The organism is Prodigiosinella aquatilis (genome assembly GCA_030388725.1).
GTDB lineage: Bacteria > Pseudomonadota > Gammaproteobacteria > Enterobacterales > Enterobacteriaceae > Prodigiosinella > Prodigiosinella aquatilis.
Genome location: CP128857.1, coordinates 2,140,744 through 2,159,480 on the forward strand (window position 1 = coordinate 2,140,744; position 18,737 = coordinate 2,159,480).

At 49.4% G+C, this 18,737-nt stretch carries 21 protein-coding genes and 4 pseudogenes; 2 read left to right on the plus strand and 23 right to left on the minus strand.

The genetic code is table 11. The features are described from left to right. Positions 1-68: 68 nt before the first annotated feature. The 6 genes from PCO85_10000 to PCO85_10025 all read right to left on the minus strand — a co-directional run bounded on the left by PCO85_10000 (position 69) and on the right by PCO85_10025 (position 5,984). Positions 69-1,421, minus strand: a complete 1,353-nt coding sequence (locus PCO85_10000) for an esterase-like activity of phytase family protein (protein WJV55684.1) — start codon at positions 1,419-1,421, stop codon at positions 69-71. Between the two features lie 158 nt (positions 1,422-1,579). Beyond that, the gene (locus PCO85_10005) at positions 1,580-2,002 is read right to left on the minus strand and encodes a tail fiber assembly protein (protein WJV55685.1); all 423 of its coding nucleotides are present in this window, start codon (positions 2,000-2,002) and stop codon (positions 1,580-1,582) included. A 25-nt stretch (positions 2,003-2,027) separates the two neighbouring features. Then, positions 2,028-3,020 (minus strand): phage tail protein, encoded by a 993-nt coding sequence (locus tag PCO85_10010; GenBank protein ID WJV55686.1) that lies wholly within the window; start codon positions 3,018-3,020, stop codon positions 2,028-2,030. 325 nt (positions 3,021-3,345) lie between these two features. Further along, positions 3,346-3,960: a tail fiber assembly protein gene (locus tag PCO85_10015; protein ID WJV55687.1), complete on the minus strand. Its 615-nt coding sequence runs from the start codon at positions 3,958-3,960 to the stop codon at positions 3,346-3,348. Next, the gene (locus tag PCO85_10020; protein ID WJV55688.1) at positions 3,960-5,111 is read right to left on the minus strand and encodes a phage tail protein; all 1,152 of its coding nucleotides are present in this window, start codon (positions 5,109-5,111) and stop codon (positions 3,960-3,962) included. Before PCO85_10020 ends, PCO85_10015 begins: the two co-directional genes overlap by 1 nt. A gap of 258 nt (positions 5,112-5,369) precedes the next feature. Further along, entirely contained in the window at positions 5,370-5,984 is a 615-nt protein-coding gene (locus PCO85_10025) for a tail fiber assembly protein (protein ID WJV55689.1), read from the minus strand. Between the two features lie 29 nt (positions 5,985-6,013). Here PCO85_10025 and PCO85_10030 point away from each other — a divergent pair. Beyond that, positions 6,014-6,254, plus strand: a pseudogene (locus PCO85_10030) (transposase). A gap of 412 nt (positions 6,255-6,666) precedes the next feature. After that, entirely contained in the window at positions 6,667-7,746 is a 1,080-nt protein-coding gene (locus PCO85_10035; GenBank protein WJV55690.1) for an acyltransferase, read from the plus strand. 183 nt (positions 7,747-7,929) lie between these two features. On the opposite strand, the pseudogene PCO85_10040 reads toward PCO85_10035, so the two are convergent. The 17 genes and pseudogenes from PCO85_10040 to PCO85_10120 form a co-directional block, all read right to left on the minus strand. Next, positions 7,930-8,427, minus strand: a pseudogene (locus PCO85_10040) (integrase core domain-containing protein). Further along, a pseudogene (locus tag PCO85_10045) lies at positions 8,418-8,528 on the minus strand (phage tail protein). Before PCO85_10045 ends, PCO85_10040 begins: the two co-directional pseudogenes overlap by 10 nt. 254 nt (positions 8,529-8,782) lie before the next feature. Beyond that, positions 8,783-9,397, minus strand: a complete 615-nt coding sequence (locus PCO85_10050) for a tail fiber assembly protein (protein ID WJV55691.1) — start codon at positions 9,395-9,397, stop codon at positions 8,783-8,785. Then, positions 9,397-10,416, minus strand: a complete 1,020-nt coding sequence (locus tag PCO85_10055) for a phage tail protein (protein WJV55692.1) — start codon at positions 10,414-10,416, stop codon at positions 9,397-9,399. Before PCO85_10055 ends, PCO85_10050 begins: the two co-directional genes overlap by 1 nt. A 227-nt stretch (positions 10,417-10,643) precedes the next feature. Next, positions 10,644-11,255: a phage tail protein I gene (locus PCO85_10060; GenBank protein ID WJV55693.1), complete on the minus strand. Its 612-nt coding sequence runs from the start codon at positions 11,253-11,255 to the stop codon at positions 10,644-10,646. Then, the gene (locus PCO85_10065) at positions 11,248-12,156 is read right to left on the minus strand and encodes a baseplate assembly protein (protein WJV55694.1); all 909 of its coding nucleotides are present in this window, start codon (positions 12,154-12,156) and stop codon (positions 11,248-11,250) included. The genes PCO85_10060 and PCO85_10065 overlap by 8 nt, the downstream gene beginning before the upstream one ends. Positions 12,157-12,160: 4 nt before the next feature. Beyond that, positions 12,161-12,508, minus strand: coding sequence for a GPW/gp25 family protein (locus tag PCO85_10070; GenBank protein ID WJV55695.1), 348 nt, complete (start codon positions 12,506-12,508; stop codon positions 12,161-12,163). Continuing rightward, positions 12,505-13,146 (minus strand): phage baseplate assembly protein V, encoded by a 642-nt coding sequence (locus tag PCO85_10075; protein ID WJV55696.1) that lies wholly within the window; start codon positions 13,144-13,146, stop codon positions 12,505-12,507. The genes PCO85_10070 and PCO85_10075 overlap by 4 nt, the downstream gene beginning before the upstream one ends. A 274-nt stretch (positions 13,147-13,420) precedes the next feature. Further along, entirely contained in the window at positions 13,421-13,888 is a 468-nt protein-coding gene (locus tag PCO85_10080) for a phage tail protein (protein WJV55697.1), read from the minus strand. Then, complete coding sequence (gene lysC, locus PCO85_10085; GenBank protein WJV55698.1) at positions 13,854-14,090, minus strand: Rz1-like lysis system protein LysC; 237 nt, start codon at positions 14,088-14,090, stop codon at positions 13,854-13,856. Before lysC ends, PCO85_10080 begins: the two co-directional genes overlap by 35 nt. Then, positions 13,978-14,409 carry an Rz-like lysis system protein LysB gene (gene lysB, locus PCO85_10090; protein WJV55699.1) on the minus strand — a complete coding sequence of 144 codons (432 nt, stop codon included), beginning with the start codon at positions 14,407-14,409 and terminating at the stop codon, positions 13,978-13,980. Before lysB ends, lysC begins: the two co-directional genes overlap by 113 nt. After that, positions 14,406-14,915 (minus strand): lysozyme, encoded by a 510-nt coding sequence (locus PCO85_10095; protein WJV55700.1) that lies wholly within the window; start codon positions 14,913-14,915, stop codon positions 14,406-14,408. Before PCO85_10095 ends, lysB begins: the two co-directional genes overlap by 4 nt. Then, on the minus strand, positions 14,899-15,108 hold the full coding sequence (locus PCO85_10100; GenBank protein ID WJV55701.1) for a holin: 210 nt from the start codon (positions 15,106-15,108) through the stop codon (positions 14,899-14,901). Before PCO85_10100 ends, PCO85_10095 begins: the two co-directional genes overlap by 17 nt. Positions 15,109-15,110: 2 nt before the next feature. Next, positions 15,111-15,314, minus strand: a complete 204-nt coding sequence (locus PCO85_10105) for a tail protein X (protein WJV55702.1) — start codon at positions 15,312-15,314, stop codon at positions 15,111-15,113. Continuing rightward, positions 15,315-15,497, minus strand: coding sequence for a hypothetical protein (locus PCO85_10110; GenBank protein ID WJV55703.1), 183 nt, complete (start codon positions 15,495-15,497; stop codon positions 15,315-15,317). Between the two features lie 619 nt (positions 15,498-16,116). Next, the gene (locus PCO85_10115) at positions 16,117-16,338 is read right to left on the minus strand and encodes a hypothetical protein (GenBank protein WJV55704.1); all 222 of its coding nucleotides are present in this window, start codon (positions 16,336-16,338) and stop codon (positions 16,117-16,119) included. Between the two features lie 105 nt (positions 16,339-16,443). Beyond that, positions 16,444-18,709: pseudogene (locus PCO85_10120) on the minus strand (replication endonuclease). Positions 18,710-18,737 lie beyond the last annotated feature (28 nt).

Below are 18,737 nucleotides of genomic sequence, written 5' to 3' on the forward strand. Positions count from 1 at the left end.
AAAATCGGGAGACTATCCATCCTGGAATAGTCTCCGGGATGGACAGGAAAATGCGGTTAATACGGTAATTATTTCAGCGCTGTTGGCAGATGGATGATCCAAATCTGGCTAGATGATTCATTGGCAGGTAAGGGTTTTAATTCGATGCTCGTTGCTGTGGGTTTGCCATCTAACGACAATTTTCCGCTTTCATCGGCCTGGTAGTTACCGATTTTTTTCACCCCATCCACTGGATTAATCAGCACGGCCTGCACACCAAAATCATTATCATTGGTGACGGCCAGCGTTTTGGCATCAATAAGCGCCAGTCCTTCGGCTTTCTCCGGCTGCCAGCCGAGTTTGCGCAGATCGACAACTTCCTGTTTTTTCGCCAGGCTGATACCGCGTTTGGCGAGAGTTGCTGCATCGTCCCACTCGGGTGGTTGCTGGTCAAAGGGTGTCAGATCCGTTGCTTTGTCGAGGTCAACACGATAGATAATATTGTGCATTACCTTCTCTTTATCCGCACCTTGTTCAATAACCAGCACCTGATGGTTATCCAGCGCGACCATATCACCGATCTTGGCATCTGCCATTTTTTTCCAGTGATTAACATCAAGCGGATAACCATACATCGCCGTTTTACCGGTTGCCGGATCGAAACTGACCAGACGGGTAAATATCGCCCGATTTTTGGTTTTCCCGTCAATATTCAGTGTACTTTGCACAGCGGCCAGAATGCGGCCATCTGGCATCCGGGTTATCCCTTCAAAACCGCGGTTTGGTTGGCGCCATTTGATGATATTGGGTAATCCACTCGCAATACCTTGTTCATTTTTCTCCGGCGTCGGGCCGAACTTTTGCAGAATTTTTCCCTGGGCATCAATATGAATCAGAAATGGGCCATATTCATCCGCCAGCCAGAAGCCACCTTTGCCATCAGGCGTAATCCCTTCCGTATCCAGCCCACGGCTATCGTCAGCTTGTTGTTTTAAAACATCATTCAGGGCGATTTCATTGGTGGTTCCCACTAGAGAACTGGGTAACGGCAAGCCACTGATGGGGCCCTGATCATCGTGAATTTTACGTAGTGCCGTCGCCTGCGCTGTTTTGCCATCAACGGTAATCGTCATTAATGACGGGGTGAAATCCGGTGTGGCGAAAATTTTAGCGTCATGGCCCTGATATTTCGGTGCATCGGCGTTCGGCCCACGATCAGTGACGGTTGTAAACGTCAATTTATCGCCATTACGTCCGGTAAATACCAGCCCGGAACCGACCCCCATGGGGAAACCAGCGGGGAAATTAGCCTTCCATGCACCGTTGTAGGCAACATGATCGTTGGCAGGGAATGTGATTTGATAATGTTCAGTATGAATATCCGCCGCCTGGGCGGTTTGGAATAATAAGGCAACAGCCAGTGCAGAAAGGCAAACGCGCATAGTAGTATCCCGATAATTATCGAATTGGCTGAAATACACTAAATCTGGAATGCGACAGTTTTATGACGAGGGATAAAGCGGTAGCGCCATGAATGATAATAACGCGGGATAAGATGCGGTGAGATATCCCACCGCAATTGATGTGTGGGCGAAATTAATTACAACGTCGGTATCACTGGCCAGTCGATATTCGGCGCGGTAGTGGCATCGATACGACTCAGTAATACCACATATTTTTTCCACGCCAGTAATGCGGTTTTTTCTTCGTCGGTTGCCATGTTGAGTTCAATTGCGTACGTTAATTCCGCAATTCTGTCTGCTGCTATGGTGCGTCTGTTAAGTAATTCGTTCTTTGCTGTTTTCACCGCTACTGCGGCAAGTTCTGCAGCTGACAGTTCCGGGGGTTGTACAGCGATGGGCTGTTCAGCCGTGTCATTGAATTGGATGACGTTTCCATTAGATTGTTCGTTCAATAATTGTTGATAGTAATCAGCGTTAATTTCAACCACATCAGATGGCATCGCATTACCGTGAATGGCGATGGCATAAAAGCCACCCGTAGATTTTGAATAATATGGCATTATCAGTACCCCACCGCCATCCAGTTTATGGTCGGGGATATGTCTCCCCCGCTGTTGTGTAGCCAGTTACGTAATACCATTCGGCCCCAGTTTTTGTTGCGTTTTCAATCGATGTGCTGGTATATGACCCACTGGGGATTCCTGTTCGGAGCAATCCTGATATTGAGCACAACACATTGGGAAACGCTATCGGAAACAAAAACGGTAACGTGGCGTATATATTGGTAGATACTGAGGCTATCGTTAGTGTCCCCCATTGCAGGATCAGGCCGCTCGGCAGCATTTGATACCCATTTACGTCCAGTCGATTTTTGAATGATTTGGCAGAAAAATCGCCGATGGCAGACCGAACAAACTCCGTGGTTGCCAGTTCCGTGTTATTGGTACCAGTAACCGGTGTCGGTGCCGTCGGTGTGCCAGTCAAAGCCGGGCTGTTAATCGGGGCATATTGTTTATGGGGATTGGCGGCGGCAACATGCTCGGACAACACATTATTCGCATAAGCTTTGGCTTCAATAAATGCGTTATCTGTATAAGCCTTGACTTCAATAACTGCGTTATCAACATATTGACGTGTCGCCAACACTACGGCGGGATCAATCTTCAGCGTCACTGCTTCGGTACTGCTGACAGCCAAAATTACGCGTACAGTCTGAATACGCCCGGAACCCTCCTGCAATTGGGGTTTGTACGTTTCGGCGCAATTAGCCACAGCGACCAGATCGCCGTCAGTATCGTACAGGCCAATTTCACGGATCCACCAACCGCCTTCGTTTTCAGGAATAACTTGTTCAGCGATGATTTGGTTGGCGTTTTGAGGGTCAACACTTAACGTGTTGAGAGCAGCCCTTCGTTGTTCATTAATCAGTTTGGTTTGTGCCGGATCGGGAGTGGGTAGTGTGCCACCACCGTCACCCACCGCCATCTGCGAGATGGCAAGACGCTTACCCAGCACGGTGGCGTTTGCCAGTTTCGCCGTGCCGACGTTCGTCAATAAAGCAAGGTATTTTGTACTCATATAACCTACTTATACAACTGTGGTTGAAAATGATGTTGGTGTACAACACCAGTGAAGGAAATCAGGATCGGGAGTTGCTACTAAGCGAACAAAATAATGATGCCTGTTGGTTGGAGTGAGGACACGTAATGCGCGTTTATAGCTGTATGGCACGACAAGAATATTCGGCAGATAAACTGTTATGTGGATGATGACGATAAAAAACACGAAATGTTGTCGGTGCTTTTGAAACAAAAGGCCAGCTTATACGGGTGTGATAAACGCATGTCTGAACGATATATCACACCACGTAAAGTTGGAGTGAGTGGAAAAGATTGTGGCGAAGTTAGTTCTCCGGCACCGTCGGCCAGTCGATATCCGGCGCGGTAGCGGTATCGACGCGACTTAGGAATACCACATATTTTTTCCACGCCAGTAATGCGTTCTTTTCCTCGTCGGTTGCCATGGAGAGTTCCACCGCGTAGGTGAGTTCCTCGATACGGGCGTTAGCGATTGCGCGACGCGCGGCCAGTTCCTGTTGTGCGGCAGTGATGGCGGCGGCGTGTTGAGCGTTGGTATCGGTTACCCACGCGCTGCCATCCCATTTATCATACGGTGTTGCTGGTGCCATCAGTGTCACATCATCCGGTAAATCACCGAGGGCGGTGACGGTTTGCGCCTGGCCGGTCTGGGTATGGTATACCGTCTGGCCGCGATAATCGGGCACCTGTTCCCACGCGCTACCGTCTGCCGTGCGGCGTAGCGCCTGACCGGCTTCAGGTGATGTGGGTTCATCGGCGTAACTGTCGGCGGGAATACCGACGCCCTGCATCAGGTATTCATCACTGGCCCCGCGGTATTCACGGGTTTGAGGGTCGACATGATAGACCGTTATCCAGCCCGCGTTTACGGCCAGCCCGGTATTATTGAGGTGTGTTTGTGTCTGAATTGAATCGCTCATTATGCGGCCCTCACAATGTAGTTAAAGGCGATATTGTGGGGACGGGCCACCCCGATGTAATTCGTATCTACGTTCTTCACCGTTACTGTCGCTGTCGCCGCCGCTGTTTTAATGTCGAACACCCTAGGGTCATTCCATGCGTCGTTATCCCAGCCAAGATTTTCATTTGACGCTGATCCATTGATATTCGAAAACGCGCTGGCGCTGGTTGATGGATCTTTCAGTAGATAGCTGCCCGCCTGTAACGACAATAACGTACGACCCGCATCCACCTGACGCCCATCATCCCAGCCGCGAATAAACTCACCGCGCAGGTCGGGCAAGGTGCCGGACGGATACGTCGTGGCCAACTTTGGATATAACGCTGTGTTGAATGCCTGACCGTTGCATTTTAGCCAGCCGGTTGGCGCATTGGCCTGTGGCCAGGGCTGCGGGATGCCTACCAGTTCGCTGATATCCAGTTTTAACGCCAGTTCCGATGTGACGTTGACCAATAGACCGGTTGTTGCAGAAGTGACAAAGGCTGTGGTGGCAATTTGTGTGTTGTTTGTCGCTTGTGCCGGGGTCGGCGCGGTTGGCGTTCCGGTCAATGCCGGGCTGTTAATCGGGGCGTATTGAGGATGCGGATTAACGGCGGCAATATGTTCTGACAACACATTATCCGCATAAGCCTTGACTTCAATAACCGCGTTATCAACATATTTGCGTGTTGCTAGCGCTACTGTCGGATCGATTGTCAGCGTCACTGCCTCGGTATTGCTGACAATCAAAATCATGCGCACGGTTTGAATGCGGCCACTGCCTTCCTGTAACTGTGACTTATAGGTTTCCGGGCAGTTGGCAACAGCAACCAAGTCGCCATCTGCGTCATACAAACCAATTTCACGGATCCACCAGCCGCCTTGGTTTTCTGGGATAATTTGTTCCGCAATGATCTGGTTAGTATTCTCCGGGTCAATACTCAACGTGTTGAGCGCGGCCCGGCGTTGTTCATTAATCAGTTTGGTCTGGTTGGAGTCCGGAGCGTGCAGCGTGCCACCACCGTCACCCACCGCCATCTGAGTGATGGCAAGGCGATTACCCTGCGCAGTGGCATTCGCCAGTTTTGCCGCACCGATATTGGTCAATAGAGCAAAGTATTTTGTACTCATGCAGGTTACTCATACGGTTAGAATGGAATGATGCCGCAGTGCGACATCAGCGAAGTTTCGAAGCACATCGCAGAAGGAAAAGGATATTATTTGGCAGATATGTTTCGCTGTGATCAGGTGACGGTATTATGGGGAGCGTTTTTTGCCGAAGCACGTTACCGGCGTTGGATGAGAAGAGGGACAACACCGAGCGGTGTTGTCCCGCTGTAATAAGAACGTTGGTCTAGCTGCGGAGGAAAGTTGTTGCGGTATTCAGCATTACAACGTCGGCACCGTCGGCCAGTCGATATCCGGCGCGGTAGCGGTATCGACGCGACTTAGGAATACCACATATTTTTTCCACGCCAGTAATGCGTTCTTTTCCTCGTCGGTTGCCATGGAGAGTTCCACCGCGTAGGTGAGTTCCTCGATACGGGCGTTAGCGATTGCGCGACGCGCGGCCAGTTCCTGTTGTGCGGCAGTGATGGCGGCGGCGTGTTGAGCGTTGGTATCGGTTACCCACGCGCTGCCATTCCATTTATCATACGACGTTGCTGGTGCCATCAGTGTCACATCATCCGGTAAATCACCGAGGTCGGTGACGGTTTGCGCCTGGCCGGTCTGGGTATGGTATACCGTCTGGCCGCGATAATCGGGCACCTGTTCCCACGCGCTACCGTCTGCCGTGCGGCGTAGCGCCTTACCAGCTTCGGGTGGTGTGGGTTCATCGGTGTAACTGTCGGCGGGAATACCGACGCCCTGCATCAGGTATTCATCACTGGCCCCGCGGTATTCACGGGTTTGAGGGTCGACATGATAGACCGTTATCCAGCCCGCGTTTACGGCCAGCCCGGTATTATTGAGGTGTGTTTGTGTCTGAATTGAATCGCTCATTATGCGGCCCTCACAACCTTTGCATTCATTTGAGAATAAAAGGAATAAAAGCGGTTATTCCTTTTAAATCGAACGAGAAGGCCAGTCAGGACGGACGTCGGCCCCCTCGACACGCGCCCGTACAAAAAACGTAATGTCGTGGAGCGCGGCTTTGTGATATTCAAAGAAAATCGTCGTATCGCTACACGCTCGGAAAAAACAGCCAGAAACTACCTGAGTATGCTAAAACTGGGCGCGATCAGGTTATTTTTGAAGCGGTTGTTAAGTTAAGGGTCACAGCCTAAACCAGATTTTTCATCAAGAGAAAGGGATTTCTCCTGCCACGGGGCTGACAGGTTAAGGATATGGGCATAGAGGGACTTTTCGTCCATGACAGGCTCCTCAGAAAATCAAAACTGCCATTACAATGCCCTTAGCCATCACAACAGGGGAAGACCCTTATATATACAGCATTATTTGACATTGTCGCAGATCAAGGAAGTCTTGAGGAGGGAGGGCCAACGGACTGATCTGGCTGGAAATAAAGTTGGAAGAACGCATGGACATTTTTGTGTCGATAAACAAACGAGACACCATTATCCATATAATTTTATGAATTTACTTCAATGGGTTGCGATCGAATGGTTCCTGGTTATAAGATAATGATATAATTATTGATAATTTTACAAACAGGCCTTTCAAGTTGCAAACAACCCGTTCCAACCTCTTTGATATCGTGCGGCTGATTGCTGCCTTTGCTGTAATGTTCAGCCATCATTATGCGTTTAATGGACTTGCTGAGCCTAAAGTTTTTGAAATTACAAAACTAGGAACATTTTCTGTTATTGTATTTTTCTCAATATCAGGATTTCTAATAACAAAAAGTTACATAAAAACAAAAAGCCCCATTGTATATATTGAAAATCGTTGCAAGAGAATATTTCCGGCATTAATAATTTGCTCGGCAATAATGACATATATAATTTGTCCATTATTTGGAAATGGGGATGCAGTAGAGTATATGACATCAAAACCCGCCTTTGCGACATTTGTTGGTTATATTACTCTGAACTGGGTGCCTATTGATATTAATGGATTTGCATCAGGGTATATCCATGAAAATAGATTAAATGGAAGTCTTTGGTCTCTTGGGTATGAGTTTACCGCTTATATTTTGGTAATGATTGTTATTTTTACGAAAAGGCATTTGATTATAAAATCCTCAATGGCATTGTTTTTTTGTTTCTCTTTAGCTTACTTTACTCAAGACAATCCAATGCCAGGAATCATAAAAGAGTTTGTCGTAAACCACATATCTTTTCATCAATCCTTGGTTAGGGGTAGCCTTTTCCTGACTCCGTTTGCCGTTGGGGCGTTTCTTGCCTGTACACAAAAGTATTGGGACACAAGAAAATACAAGGCGTTGATGGTGTTCCTTGGTGCGCTTGCCATAATAATTCTAAGCAAAAAAAATGAAAATGATGTGATTTTTTACTTGTCTGTCCCTGTGATAATATTACCAATATGTCTTTCATTCAGCGATTGCATCATTAAAGGTAGATTTGATATATCTTATGGGATTTATATATACGCATACCCGATACAACAGATAGTTGTAAATGAGCTTAATTTTAATTTTTGGTGGAGTTTGGTAGCATCCATGTTAATTACAACTATGCTGGCGTCGTTTTCATGGGTTTATGTTGAGCGTTATTTTTTAAAATCACGTAGCGCGATGTTTCCAAAGGGGGTAGAGTGCGCTACTGAAATTACCCCTAAGTAATAACTTGGGCGCGGGGTTCTACCCATATTTTACGGTCACATCTATAAAGAGGCATACTGTGCCTAAATAGCTATATGGACACCGACCCAGTGCAAGCATAGGCTGATTTTTCTGACAACGTAGTCACACACATATATCCGGCTTCGTGCGGTCAGTGTCAAGGTAGTTGTCACCCCTACTGATTTAGGCTGCTTGTTTTTCCCGCTCAGGATTGAGTGTCACGGTACTTATTGGCTGCCAGTTTCTCGTGCCACCGCTCCAACGTTCTGGATGCGCTGATTGAGCCGCACGGTATACCTCATCCTGTTTCCTCAGTATCTCCCCATCATCGCCTCTGTGGCGTTGCGCCGGCGTGACATAGCGTATACCACTGTGATAGTGCTCCTCGTTATACCAACGCTTAAGAACGCCAACCCATTCACGCGCATCCTCTAACGTTTTGAACCCGGCCGAGGGCCAGTGGGCCACGTATTTCACCGTCCGGAACAGCGACTCCACATAAGCATTATCATTACTGACCTGCGGTCGGCTGTGCGATGGCGTGATTTTCAACTCTTCCAACTTGGCTTTCAGCGTCTGGGACTTCATCGCCGCGCCATTGTCCGCATGCAACACCAGTGGTTGCCGGTAACCGTGCTCACCCAGCACCGTATGCTCCAACAATGCCGCTGCCCACTCCCCACCGCCATCTGAGTGATGGCAAGGCGATTACCCTGCGCAGTGGCATTCGCCAGTTTTGCCGCACCGATAGTTGTCAATAGAGCAAAGTATTTTGTACTCATGCAGATTACTCATACGGTTGGAATGGAATGATGCCGCAGTGCGACATCAGCGAAGTTTCGAAGCACATCGCAGAAGAAAAAGGATGTTATTTGGCAGATATGTTTCGCTGTGATTGGGTGACGGTATTATGGGGAGCGTTTTTTACCGAAGCACGTTACAGACGTTGGATGAGGAAGGGGACAACACCGACTGGTGTTGTCCCTCTGTAATAAGAACGCTTAGCTGCGGAGGAAAGTGGTTGCAGTATTCAGTATCACAACGTTGGCACTGGCGGCCAATCGATATCCGGCGCGGTAGCGGTATTGATTCGGCTCAGCAGTACGACGTAGGTTTTCCAGTCGGTCAAGGCCGCTTTTTCCTCGTCGGTTGCCAGCGCCAGATCCACTGCATAGGTTAATTCATTGATACGGTCATTGGCGGTGCGACGGCGTGTTGCCAGTTGCTGCTGTGCAACGGTGACAGCGGCGGTGTGTTGGGCGTCAGTGTCGGTTACCCACGCGCTGCCATTCCATTTATCATACGACGTTGCTGGTGCCATCAGTGTCACATCATCCGGTAAATCACCGAGGTCGGTGACGGTTTGCGCCTGGCCGGTCTGGGTACGGTATACCGTCTGGCCGCGATAATCGGGCACCTGTTCCCACGCGCTACCGTCTGCCGTGCGGCGTAATGCCTGACCAGCTTCGGGTGGCGTGGGTTTATCAGCGTAACTGTCAGCGGGAATACCGACGCCCTGCATCAGGAATTCATCACTGGCCCCCCGGTATTCGCGGGTCTGTGGGGCAACATGGTAAACAGTTATCCAGCCCGCGTTTACGGCTAGCCCGGTATTATTGAGGTGTGTTTGTGCCTGAATTGAATCACTCATTATGCGGCCCTCACGATGTAGTTAAATGCCACGTTGCGTGGGCGGATATATGACCGAGCGCGGGCGCCGTTCTGGCCATTCATCTGAACGCTACTTACAGCTCCCAGTTCAGATGTGTTGAACGTATTTTCGGCGTTCTCCATAAGGATAGCTGTAGCAACAGTGTTGCTTTCGATATTCGGTTGTATCCATGTGCCCGATTGTGTTGATAGTAACTCGCGCGTTGCATCAACCCCCCGCCCATCGTCCCAGCCACGAATAAACTCGCCGCGCAGGTCGGGCAAGGTGCCGGACGGATACATCGTGGCTAACTTCGGATATAACGCGGTATTGAATGCCTGGCCGTTGCATTTTAGCCAGCCGGTTGGTGCGGTGGACTGCGGCCACGGTAACGGGATGCCCACCAGTTCGGCAATATCTAGCTTTTTCGCCAGAACAGCATCCACCTCGTCGGTCGCCGCCGTGACAAACGCAGTGGTCGCAATCTGGTCTGAACTGTTGCCGCTGACGGCGGTGGGCGCGGTCGGTGTACCAGTTAGCGTTGCATCGGAAAATTTGTCATTCACGTATGAACGTGTTGCCAACACCACCGCCGGGTCAATTTTCAGCGTCACCGCCTCGGTGTTGCTGACAATCAAAATCATGCGCACGGTCTGGATACGTCCGGAACCTTCCTGTAACTGCGGTTTGTAGGTTTCCGGGCAGTTGGCGATGGCAATCAGATTATCGTCAGCGTCATACAGCCCGATTTCCCGGATCCAGAAGCCGCCTTCATTTTCCGGTATCACCTGTTCGGCAATAATATTGTTGCTGTTATTGGCATCAACGGTCAGCGAATTGAGCGGAGCCCGGCGCATTTCATTCACCAGTTCGGTTTGCGCCGGGTCAGGGGTGGGTAATGTCCCGCCACCGTCACCCACCGCCATCTGGGTGAGAGCAAGACGCTGACCCAGCGCGGTAGCGTTTGCCAGTTTCGCTGCACCGATATTGGTCAGCAGGGTAAAATATTTCGTACTCATGTAGTCCTCTCATATCGTCGTAATTGAACATGATGTGTGGTGCGACATCGATGAAAAACAGCTGAATAAGTTGTTTATGTTTGGCTAATCGAACAAATCAATAATGCCTGTTGGCGGCTGTCAGGACACGCCGTGAGCGTAGTCATGCCGATGGCACAACAACCCATAGCAAAAAAAAGCCAGCAGAAGCTGGCTGTGGGAGAAGGTTGGAAATCAGGAATGGTAAATCAAACGTTGATACTGATGCTGTCGATGAGATGAACGGCTGCGCCGTTCACGTCATTGCCCGACACGGAAATGGTTTCCGGGAAATACGGATAGATGGTGAGCTCATCACCACTGTAGAGGCTGGCCCCCAGATAGGTCGTGCCCCGACTGTCCAGATTGATGTTTAATCCCAGCAGGTGGCGGCTGACTGGTTTGGCATCGGCAATCAATCGCTCCAGTTCCTGAAATGTCTCTTCAGTAATGCCACTATCCTGCACGCCGATATCCAGTTGGAATGTGCCTGGTTCACCACCGGTCTGCCACCATTCCTTGATGCGAATCAGATAACCTTGTGGCTCAACCACTCGCTTTAATGCGCCAATGGTTCCCTTGTGCCTATGAATAAAAAACGAGTCTTTAATGACTTTACGTTTGGTGGTTTCTGGCCAGTTTTCATCCCAACGGTCGACAGATAAACTCCAGGCCAAGTAGGGAAGTAAGCTGACCGGGCAGGTATCAGGGTTCCAGAGTTGACGCAGCGGGATCGGCGTTTTTTCCAACTCGGCACCCGTTTGAGCGGCAGCTTGTTCCAGGGTGGAAGAACCGGGTGGTAACAAGCGGTTGTTACTCATCAGTACCTCCCAGGGTTAACTGGTAATGAGAACAAAATGAGGCCTGAGTCTCGTCGAGAACAATGTCGGCGGCGGGCTGCGCCAACTCGACTCGCTGAACCCCTTCTGCGTGTAACGCGGCATAGATGGCTGAGCGACGGATGTCACGACCCAACCGATGTTGGGCACTGATGTAGCTTGTCAGTTTTTGTTCGGCCGCTGCACGAACCGGTTCTGCTTCGGGGCCGGGATAGAGATAGAGTGTCGCTTCAATTTGATAAGGAACGATCACCGCCGATTGTACCGTTACTCGGTCGGCCACCGGTCGAACGTCTTCGGCATTCAGTGCGGTGTTAACAATAGCCACCAGTTCGTCGCTGGCGCTGCCATTATTTTCCTGGGATAGCACTGAAACGGTAACGCTCGCCGGGCTGGGGCTAATAACAGAAACATCAGCGATACGACCATCGGCACTGCGTCCATGGAACTGATAGGCACCGACAGAGCCAGCGACACTCAGCCCCTCATAGGCCTGCTGAATACGAACCCGGAAATCGGAGTCTGATTCCATGACAGCGGGTGTTGGAGGAATGGTTGTATCATCCGCCGGGGTGACCACCAGGCGGGAGACGTTGACATTGGCACCCAACTGGTCGAGATCATTTCCTTGGGCAAAGGCCAGCATGCCTGCCAGTGCGGCTTCGTTGATGCGTTGGCGCAGCAGTATTTCCCGATAGGTATTTTCCTGCAACAACTTCACCAGCGGCTCTGATTCCAACGCCAGTGTGCGAGAGAGGGCATCGAGCTGGTCCGACGGGTAAAGCGAGAGTAGTGTCGCTTTGCGTTCTTCATATAGTGTTTCAAAATCCAGCGTTTCGACCACGCTGGGGGCAGGTAACTGGCTCAGATCAATGATGGGCATGGTATCAACTCACAGGAACGGTTAACGAAAGGGTGTCGCCGGTATCGGTGTAGGCGCCAGTAATATCGACAACTAACTGGCCGTCGTAATAGCTTTCTAGCGTAATGGCAGTGAGTTTTAAGCGAGGCTCCCACTGCAATAATGCCATATAGCAAGCAGCCTGCACCTGGAGTTTGACCGCCGGGCTTTGTGGTTGGTCAATCAATGTTGACAACAGTGAACCGTATTGGCGACGCATCACCCGGCTGCCCTGAGGAGTGATCAGAATGTCACGCACGCTCTGACGCAGATGGCTGATATCACTCAGACTCTCTCCGTTGTTGCGATTCATACCGGTATAACTGGTGGTCATAATGGTCCTCCCGTGGTGGCGCCACCGCTTTGTACACCGCTATGTTGATGGGTGTGTACCACCACGCCGTTTGACGTCAGGCTACCACCCGAGTGGGTTACATCACCGGTTATGGTGCCGCCTTGCTGAATGTCGATTGTCTGGGTGGTCAACTTGTGGGTACAAACTACATCGGGTGTATCCAGCGTGATTTTTTCGCTGGCGTTAATGGTGACGTTTTTAGTGGTAACGACCACAGATTCTGTCGCTACGATGTTGGCGGTTTTTATTCCAGTAACGGAGAGTGCACCGTTTGCTGGTTCATATTCCATGACGGCCCCATCAGGAAAGCGGATGTGGCAAGCATCAGCGGATACCGACGGTGCCGGGTGGTTATCACTGAATATGCCAGGTAGAACGAATGCGGTATTGAGCTCGCCTCCCATTGAGAGCAGTACAACCTGTTCACCCACTGAGGGGGCCCACCATGCGCGGGAACGTCCGGCGCGGCGAGACAACCAGTGGAGCCATCCGGTAACCATGTCACCGGTTTGCACGCGACAGAGGGCCTGTTGAGTATCGACTTCAGTAACAACGCCGACACGGATCAGGTTGCGTAATGCGCGCTGGATTTCGGAGAGATATTCATATGTATTCATGGGAGGAAAGCATGAAGTTTCCAATGTTTTGGCGCAATGCGAGGTGGTCCGCCGGTGCCTGACACAATTACTACTGATAAACGCGGTCGGTCATGATACCGGTACTGGCATTGTTGATAGACATACACTCCGCACCGGGATTGGCTTCTAACAGGCATTAAGGAGGAGGGTGGGAATATAGTGGATGGAAACGACAAGCGTAATTGAGATGAAATGGTAAGGCGTTGGGGTAATTAACGGGCCACCTTAATAGTGACCCGCTATAACAGATAACTTACTTATTCCACTGGCTTATCAAATTACCATTAATGTACAACGACATTGGACGCGTGACGGGTTCTGGTGGTGTGGGCTCAGGTTCATAGGTGAGGTAGAGAGATTCGTTTTCTTCCCGAACCCAGTTACGTTCAGTGAGCTTTAACGTAATGCGCACTGCTGTTGTGCCATCCGTATTCTGGCTGATATTGAACCTGAATCCGCGATTACGCACGGCTTCCTGTGTCATCAAATCCGGCTGGTGGGTACGCAACCAGGAAAGAATCGTCACAAATAATGTATCCAGATTGTCGCTGAAGTTATTCAGTGATAATACCAGTTTGTACTGATATTCAAATGATAGTGATGTAGCCAATGTTGAGGCAATAGCGCCTTTTTCTATTGTAGATTGCAGTAGCTCAGGGTTCGCCTGCAAACTGGGGAGCATGGCATTAAGCGCGAGGCGCAGACTTTGTGGCTTTTGCATGATAGTTTTCCTGACATTGTTTAATGGTTTCCACCTGTAGTGCGCAATTGATCAGCGCACTTTCCAACTGACGGATATCGGCACTTAAGTCACCGTTGCTTTTGGGTTGGCTTCCCGGAATCGGGCAGCTGTGTACGGTCGGACAGCCAGCGTAAATAATCGTTGGGCTGGTTGAAGGCCGGGCGTGTGTGCAGCCGGGCAATATCGTCAGGTAAAGCAGACTGATACCAACGCCGCAGATTTGTGTTTTCATTGAGCAACCTCGTCATTTCGCGGTTCCGGGTAGTGGCTAACTGCCCGGCCTGCTCTGTTTTAGCCTGAAGTTCTGCCTGTGCCTGAGTATTGTGTTGCGATGTTTCCTGTAGCGTATTGATAGTGACCTCCTGGGCTATCAGCGTGTTTTTTTGCTGTCCCAGCGTCTGGTTAGCAGAAGCCAGTTCTTGACTCAGATGGTGGGTTTGCCATATCAATCCGGCGATGAGACCAGCAGATAACACCAGTAATATCAGTAATGTTTTCACATCACCCCCGTTAGACAGAGCGTCCGTTCCCGTTTGCGACGTTGTTCCAGGCCAGGAGAAATCACTCCGTTGATGTAAATCCAGCGTGATAATTGATTACAGGCGTCGAGCCAGCGTTGTTTGTTAATGAAAAAGGCTAACGTGGATTGACATGCAGCGCGGGAGCCGACATTAAAGGTAAAGCTTACAACTGCGTCATAGATCGGCTGCGGCATCTTTACCGGCATGCAGTGGGACAACGCATGTTCTACGTTAATCACATCTGAAACGAGATTGGCTGCCGCTTCCTGTTCCGTAATGGTGTGATGGGGGGATACACCGGCTGTGTGGCCAATACCGTTAGTCCATACATGTGCACTGCATTTATAAGGTGACAGTTGGCAACCTTCCAGATTGGCAATGAGTGCTAATCCATTTCTGGAGGTATGTAGCCGGGAATAGTCGGGTAGCAGGGCCGCTAGCATCAATACCGTAGCGGCAATACAGCGCTTAGCGGTTGAGTTCATCGAATACCTCGGGACGCAAGTTCGTGCGCCGCAGTAATTGATAACTTTTTCTCCGGTAATACCAATTCACCAGAAAGGTTCCTACGCCGACAGCGGCACCGATGAAAAAAGCGATATCTTGTGATGACAATCCACCAAACCAGGCCAGAAAAACGGCAACAGCATAAGATATAGTAGAGGTGGCTTTTTCCATGGTTATTCCCAGATATTGATAGTTTCACGTGTCGATGAGGACTGGATAATAGGAAGCTCAACTGCCGTACCGTGGGGAAGGATTGGGCCCAAATCGGCAAGGCCAGGATTCGATTGCAGTACGGTTTCCACAACACCTTGTGTGCGGCCGTAGTAGCGATAGCATAGGGCATCAAGGGTATCGTCTTGGTGGGCATAAATTTTCATTTAACAATCTCCACTCAGAGAAGAACGGGTATTGCACAGTTGTTCGATGTTTGCGGCATGACGACATGGCGTTTTAATGCTTTGGTTGACGAACATGATTTCTGGCTGAACGCCAAGCCAGAAAAATAGGCTTTTTATCAACGGTTCACGCTCTGATTGAGCGTTAGGTAATCGTGTGGACATGAAACCTCAGAATGAATAAAAACAGTGAATGTCAGGCCTGCTATCCTCCTGGGCCAGGGAACATATCGCAACGAAGGGGGGTTGTTCCTTATTACATACAACCACTCATGTGTCGTGATGCTCAGTGGTTAACCGATGAATACGGTGTAAATGGAAAGCGCCATGCGATGGGCTTCTGAGCGAGTAACGGGGGAATAGCCGATGCCAATACTTACAGGGAGTACGACATACTTTTGACATCAGCGGGGTTCGGTGTGTAACGACACTATTTTCAACGACGAGTTGATAGTTCAGAGGCGTGAAAGATCAATACAATCTTTGTGTTGGATATACTCACTGTTACAGAGAGATATTCACACCTATAGGTGTCATCAGTAAAGGCAGAAACGTGTGATCGGCGGTTTACCAAATAACACCTGAAAGTTATGGATGATGGCGCAGATAGTCAAACCGGCCTAACAATTTAAGGTAGCCCCATGGGCATGGCTTCATCAAAAAAGCTGAAATGAGGAGAAGACTTTGTATCTGGCGGACATAAAATACTGGCAGGGAAAAGGAGATATGACGTTTTTAATTCTAGCCAGTGGAACTCCTGCTGAATATTACCGATCATAATTTTTTACTGTCCATGCTGCGCTAACCATGTATCCAATAGTTGAAAATTACCATAACTCTTAAGAATTTTTTGATAATCATCGGTGGATATGGCGTTGTGAGACAAATCCGCAATCAATGACATGGCGATTTTCATTTCTTCAGGATTACATTGTGATATCAGTGACATATCAGCAATTAATCTAATCCGTGATAGGGATAACCCTGTGTTCTCAGTTTGTTCCACGATACCTTTTCCATTGGCTGACTGTATTTATATACAGTATTTTATATATTGAAATGTTCGTCAACACATAAGTTCATAAGATGTGGCTACATAATGTGTCTTTAATCATTTTTTAATCGAATTCCCGTTCTGAAGATTATGAATTCTCTGGCCCTCTACAATTATGGTAGCGCCACGGGCCAGTGCTTCCCGTTCCCAACGTGATGTTGCGATACCTTGTTGCGGGAGTGCCGTTTTTAGATAAACCAACTGTTGGCGTTGCGTTTGAGTCAAACGAGATGATGGCGTTCGTGGGAGATCTTCTGTGGGATCCACTGGTTGTTGCAGGAAACGACGCTGAGGGGTTTGTCGGAGAACTGAAATGGCCAGCGTCCGCATTACGTTCTCATCCTGCCAGTCAACACAAGCTGATTGTGTGGATGAGTTCCCACCATTATAGGGTTGATACTGTACATTCGCTTGCCGCAGAAGAGGACGTCTCGCATTCGACCCACAGTTATTGACAGAACTCCAAGGCGTTGCAACATCGCGGGTTAAATGGGATGCCTCTGATTCAGTAGATTTGCTAACGATACGCCACTCATTTGGCCGAGTTGTGAAGATGTGTTCCGTACCATAGCGGGGAGAAAAAAATGCCGGTGACTTTTGCGATTTTTTCATCATAAACATTAAGATAATCGCTCAGTGTTCGGGCGACGCGCACAGATTGCCGGATCCGGGGGGTGTTGGCTCCGCCCTGAGCCTGGATGTAAGCGGCGAAGTCGCCGACATCGGCTGCTTGCCTTACGGCTTCGATTTGTTTATCAAAGTGTTTTTCCAGTGACATAGTGCGGATACGCCGGCACTCTCGGTAGGCGCCGATAGTGGGTAATCCGATAAAATGGAATTGTGGAATGCGCCAGGTTGAGGCCCAGGCAGTGACTGCCGCTGCGGTTTCTTTTAATGGTCTGTTGGTTTCGTTGTCCAGCTCGTTATCCAGAGCATAGCCATCAATATTTTTGGCGATGTACTTGGCAAGGTATCCCGCTGCTCCGCCTTTATTCAAATGTTTGCAATCGACACGGTTTTGTTGGGCACCCGCTTCGTTTCCATCTTCTTTCAGCGCGTAGTGGCGTAGGATATCAACGATGGCTTGCCGTTGTTCTCGGGTGCAATACAGCATCATGTGCCAGTGTGGGGTGCCATCATGATGAGGCTCTACGACTCTCAGTCCATAAACCGGCAATTTGCGATCCTTCAGTGCAGTGCGAATGTTACCCCACATTCTGACCAGGTAATGCTGAGCGTCTTTGGGGGTATAGCATGAATGATTCCAATGCCGATTAAGCAGGACTCGTTTTTCATGGCCCACGACACGGGTAGCGTGATATTTGGATGGGGTTGTCAGCGTAATGAACATACCGATGTCACCCCGCTCGCAGGCATAGCGCTCAATACCTGCAATGGTGCTCATCAGTTCCATTCGTCGGATTTCTGGATTGGCAATACTGGACATAACTTTGTCAATGAGCTCAATGCGTTCTCCAGTGTGGATATTTTCCAATTCACAACTTTTCAAAAAATCGAAGTTAGATATCCGGCGTGCATGGATGTCTTGTATCGCCTGATGGCTGGCATAGGGTGAGGTCGCTCTGGTAACCTGGCCAATAGCTATTAATAACGCTTCACGCCAACGCGCACGTTGGTTTTTTAACTGGCGCTCCCACCAACGTTCTGTAACCAGACGGATGAGTGCTGCGAAGGCGTTGCGTTGCGTGAGACGTTTTTTTTGATATTTATGCCAATGCAGGGGCGCAATGTTAAAGGCCCGAGCCATTCCGGCAACTTTGCCGTATAGCCATTGTTGTGCCACATCAGTAAATAGTTGCTGTCTGTCACCCTGGTGCATAGCAAGATATTCATCACTGAGATCGTTATAAGCGTCATGCATTTGTCTGGCGATATGACTGGCAAATGTGCGCAAGGTTTTATCAGACATATCCGGTAAGCATTGATAATTATCCTCGTTGTTGAGGAAACGGGGCGATATGCTGATATTCATCTGATGTCGCATGTTAATAGCTTCAATACGTGACCAAAGCCGTTCATCAACCATCCGTAGATAACGAAATGCAGTCTGTAATCCTTGATTTTGTTTAAGAAATTCAAAACGCCGTTGGAAATGAGTGGCAAGAAAACGCGGCAATGTATTCAGGCGTAATAGTACAGCCTGTCCTTGATGCATCTCTTCACAAGACAGCAACGATATTTCTTGACCAATTGCCGGGCGCGGTGCATTCCATGGATAAGGCCCAACGAACGTAGTGTCGTGTCTACCGGGGAACGGAGGTGGCAGTGTCGGGGGGAACCGCCCCCGGACTGATAGTGTCATGTGCGGTCACTCTGAAAGACAATTAATT

Coding starts and splice junctions, on each gene's coding strand:
- PCO85_10000 (WJV55684.1), bottom strand. CDS start 1,421: ATGCGCGTTTGCCTTTCTGCACTGGCTGTTGCCTTATTATTCCAAACC.
- PCO85_10005 (WJV55685.1), bottom strand. CDS start 2,002: ATGCCATATTATTCAAAATCTACGGGTGGCTTTTATGCCATCGCCATT.
- PCO85_10010 (WJV55686.1), bottom strand. CDS start 3,020: ATGAGTACAAAATACCTTGCTTTATTGACGAACGTCGGCACGGCGAAA.
- PCO85_10015 (WJV55687.1), bottom strand. CDS start 3,960: ATGAGCGATTCAATTCAGACACAAACACACCTCAATAATACCGGGCTG.
- PCO85_10020 (WJV55688.1), bottom strand. CDS start 5,111: ATGAGTACAAAATACTTTGCTCTATTGACCAATATCGGTGCGGCAAAA.
- PCO85_10025 (WJV55689.1), bottom strand. CDS start 5,984: ATGAGCGATTCAATTCAGACACAAACACACCTCAATAATACCGGGCTG.
- PCO85_10050 (WJV55691.1), bottom strand. CDS start 9,397: ATGAGTGATTCAATTCAGGCACAAACACACCTCAATAATACCGGGCTA.
- PCO85_10055 (WJV55692.1), bottom strand. CDS start 10,416: ATGAGTACGAAATATTTTACCCTGCTGACCAATATCGGTGCAGCGAAA.
- PCO85_10060 (WJV55693.1), bottom strand. CDS start 11,255: ATGAGTAACAACCGCTTGTTACCACCCGGTTCTTCCACCCTGGAACAA.
- PCO85_10065 (WJV55694.1), bottom strand. CDS start 12,156: ATGCCCATCATTGATCTGAGCCAGTTACCTGCCCCCAGCGTGGTCGAA.
- PCO85_10070 (WJV55695.1), bottom strand. CDS start 12,508: ATGACCACCAGTTATACCGGTATGAATCGCAACAACGGAGAGAGTCTG.
- PCO85_10075 (WJV55696.1), bottom strand. CDS start 13,146: ATGAATACATATGAATATCTCTCCGAAATCCAGCGCGCATTACGCAAC.
- PCO85_10080 (WJV55697.1), bottom strand. CDS start 13,888: ATGCAAAAGCCACAAAGTCTGCGCCTCGCGCTTAATGCCATGCTCCCC.
- PCO85_10095 (WJV55700.1), bottom strand. CDS start 14,915: ATGAACTCAACCGCTAAGCGCTGTATTGCCGCTACGGTATTGATGCTA.
- PCO85_10100 (WJV55701.1), bottom strand. CDS start 15,108: ATGGAAAAAGCCACCTCTACTATATCTTATGCTGTTGCCGTTTTTCTG.
- PCO85_10105 (WJV55702.1), bottom strand. CDS start 15,314: ATGAAAATTTATGCCCACCAAGACGATACCCTTGATGCCCTATGCTAT.
- PCO85_10110 (WJV55703.1), bottom strand. CDS start 15,497: ATGTCCACACGATTACCTAACGCTCAATCAGAGCGTGAACCGTTGATA.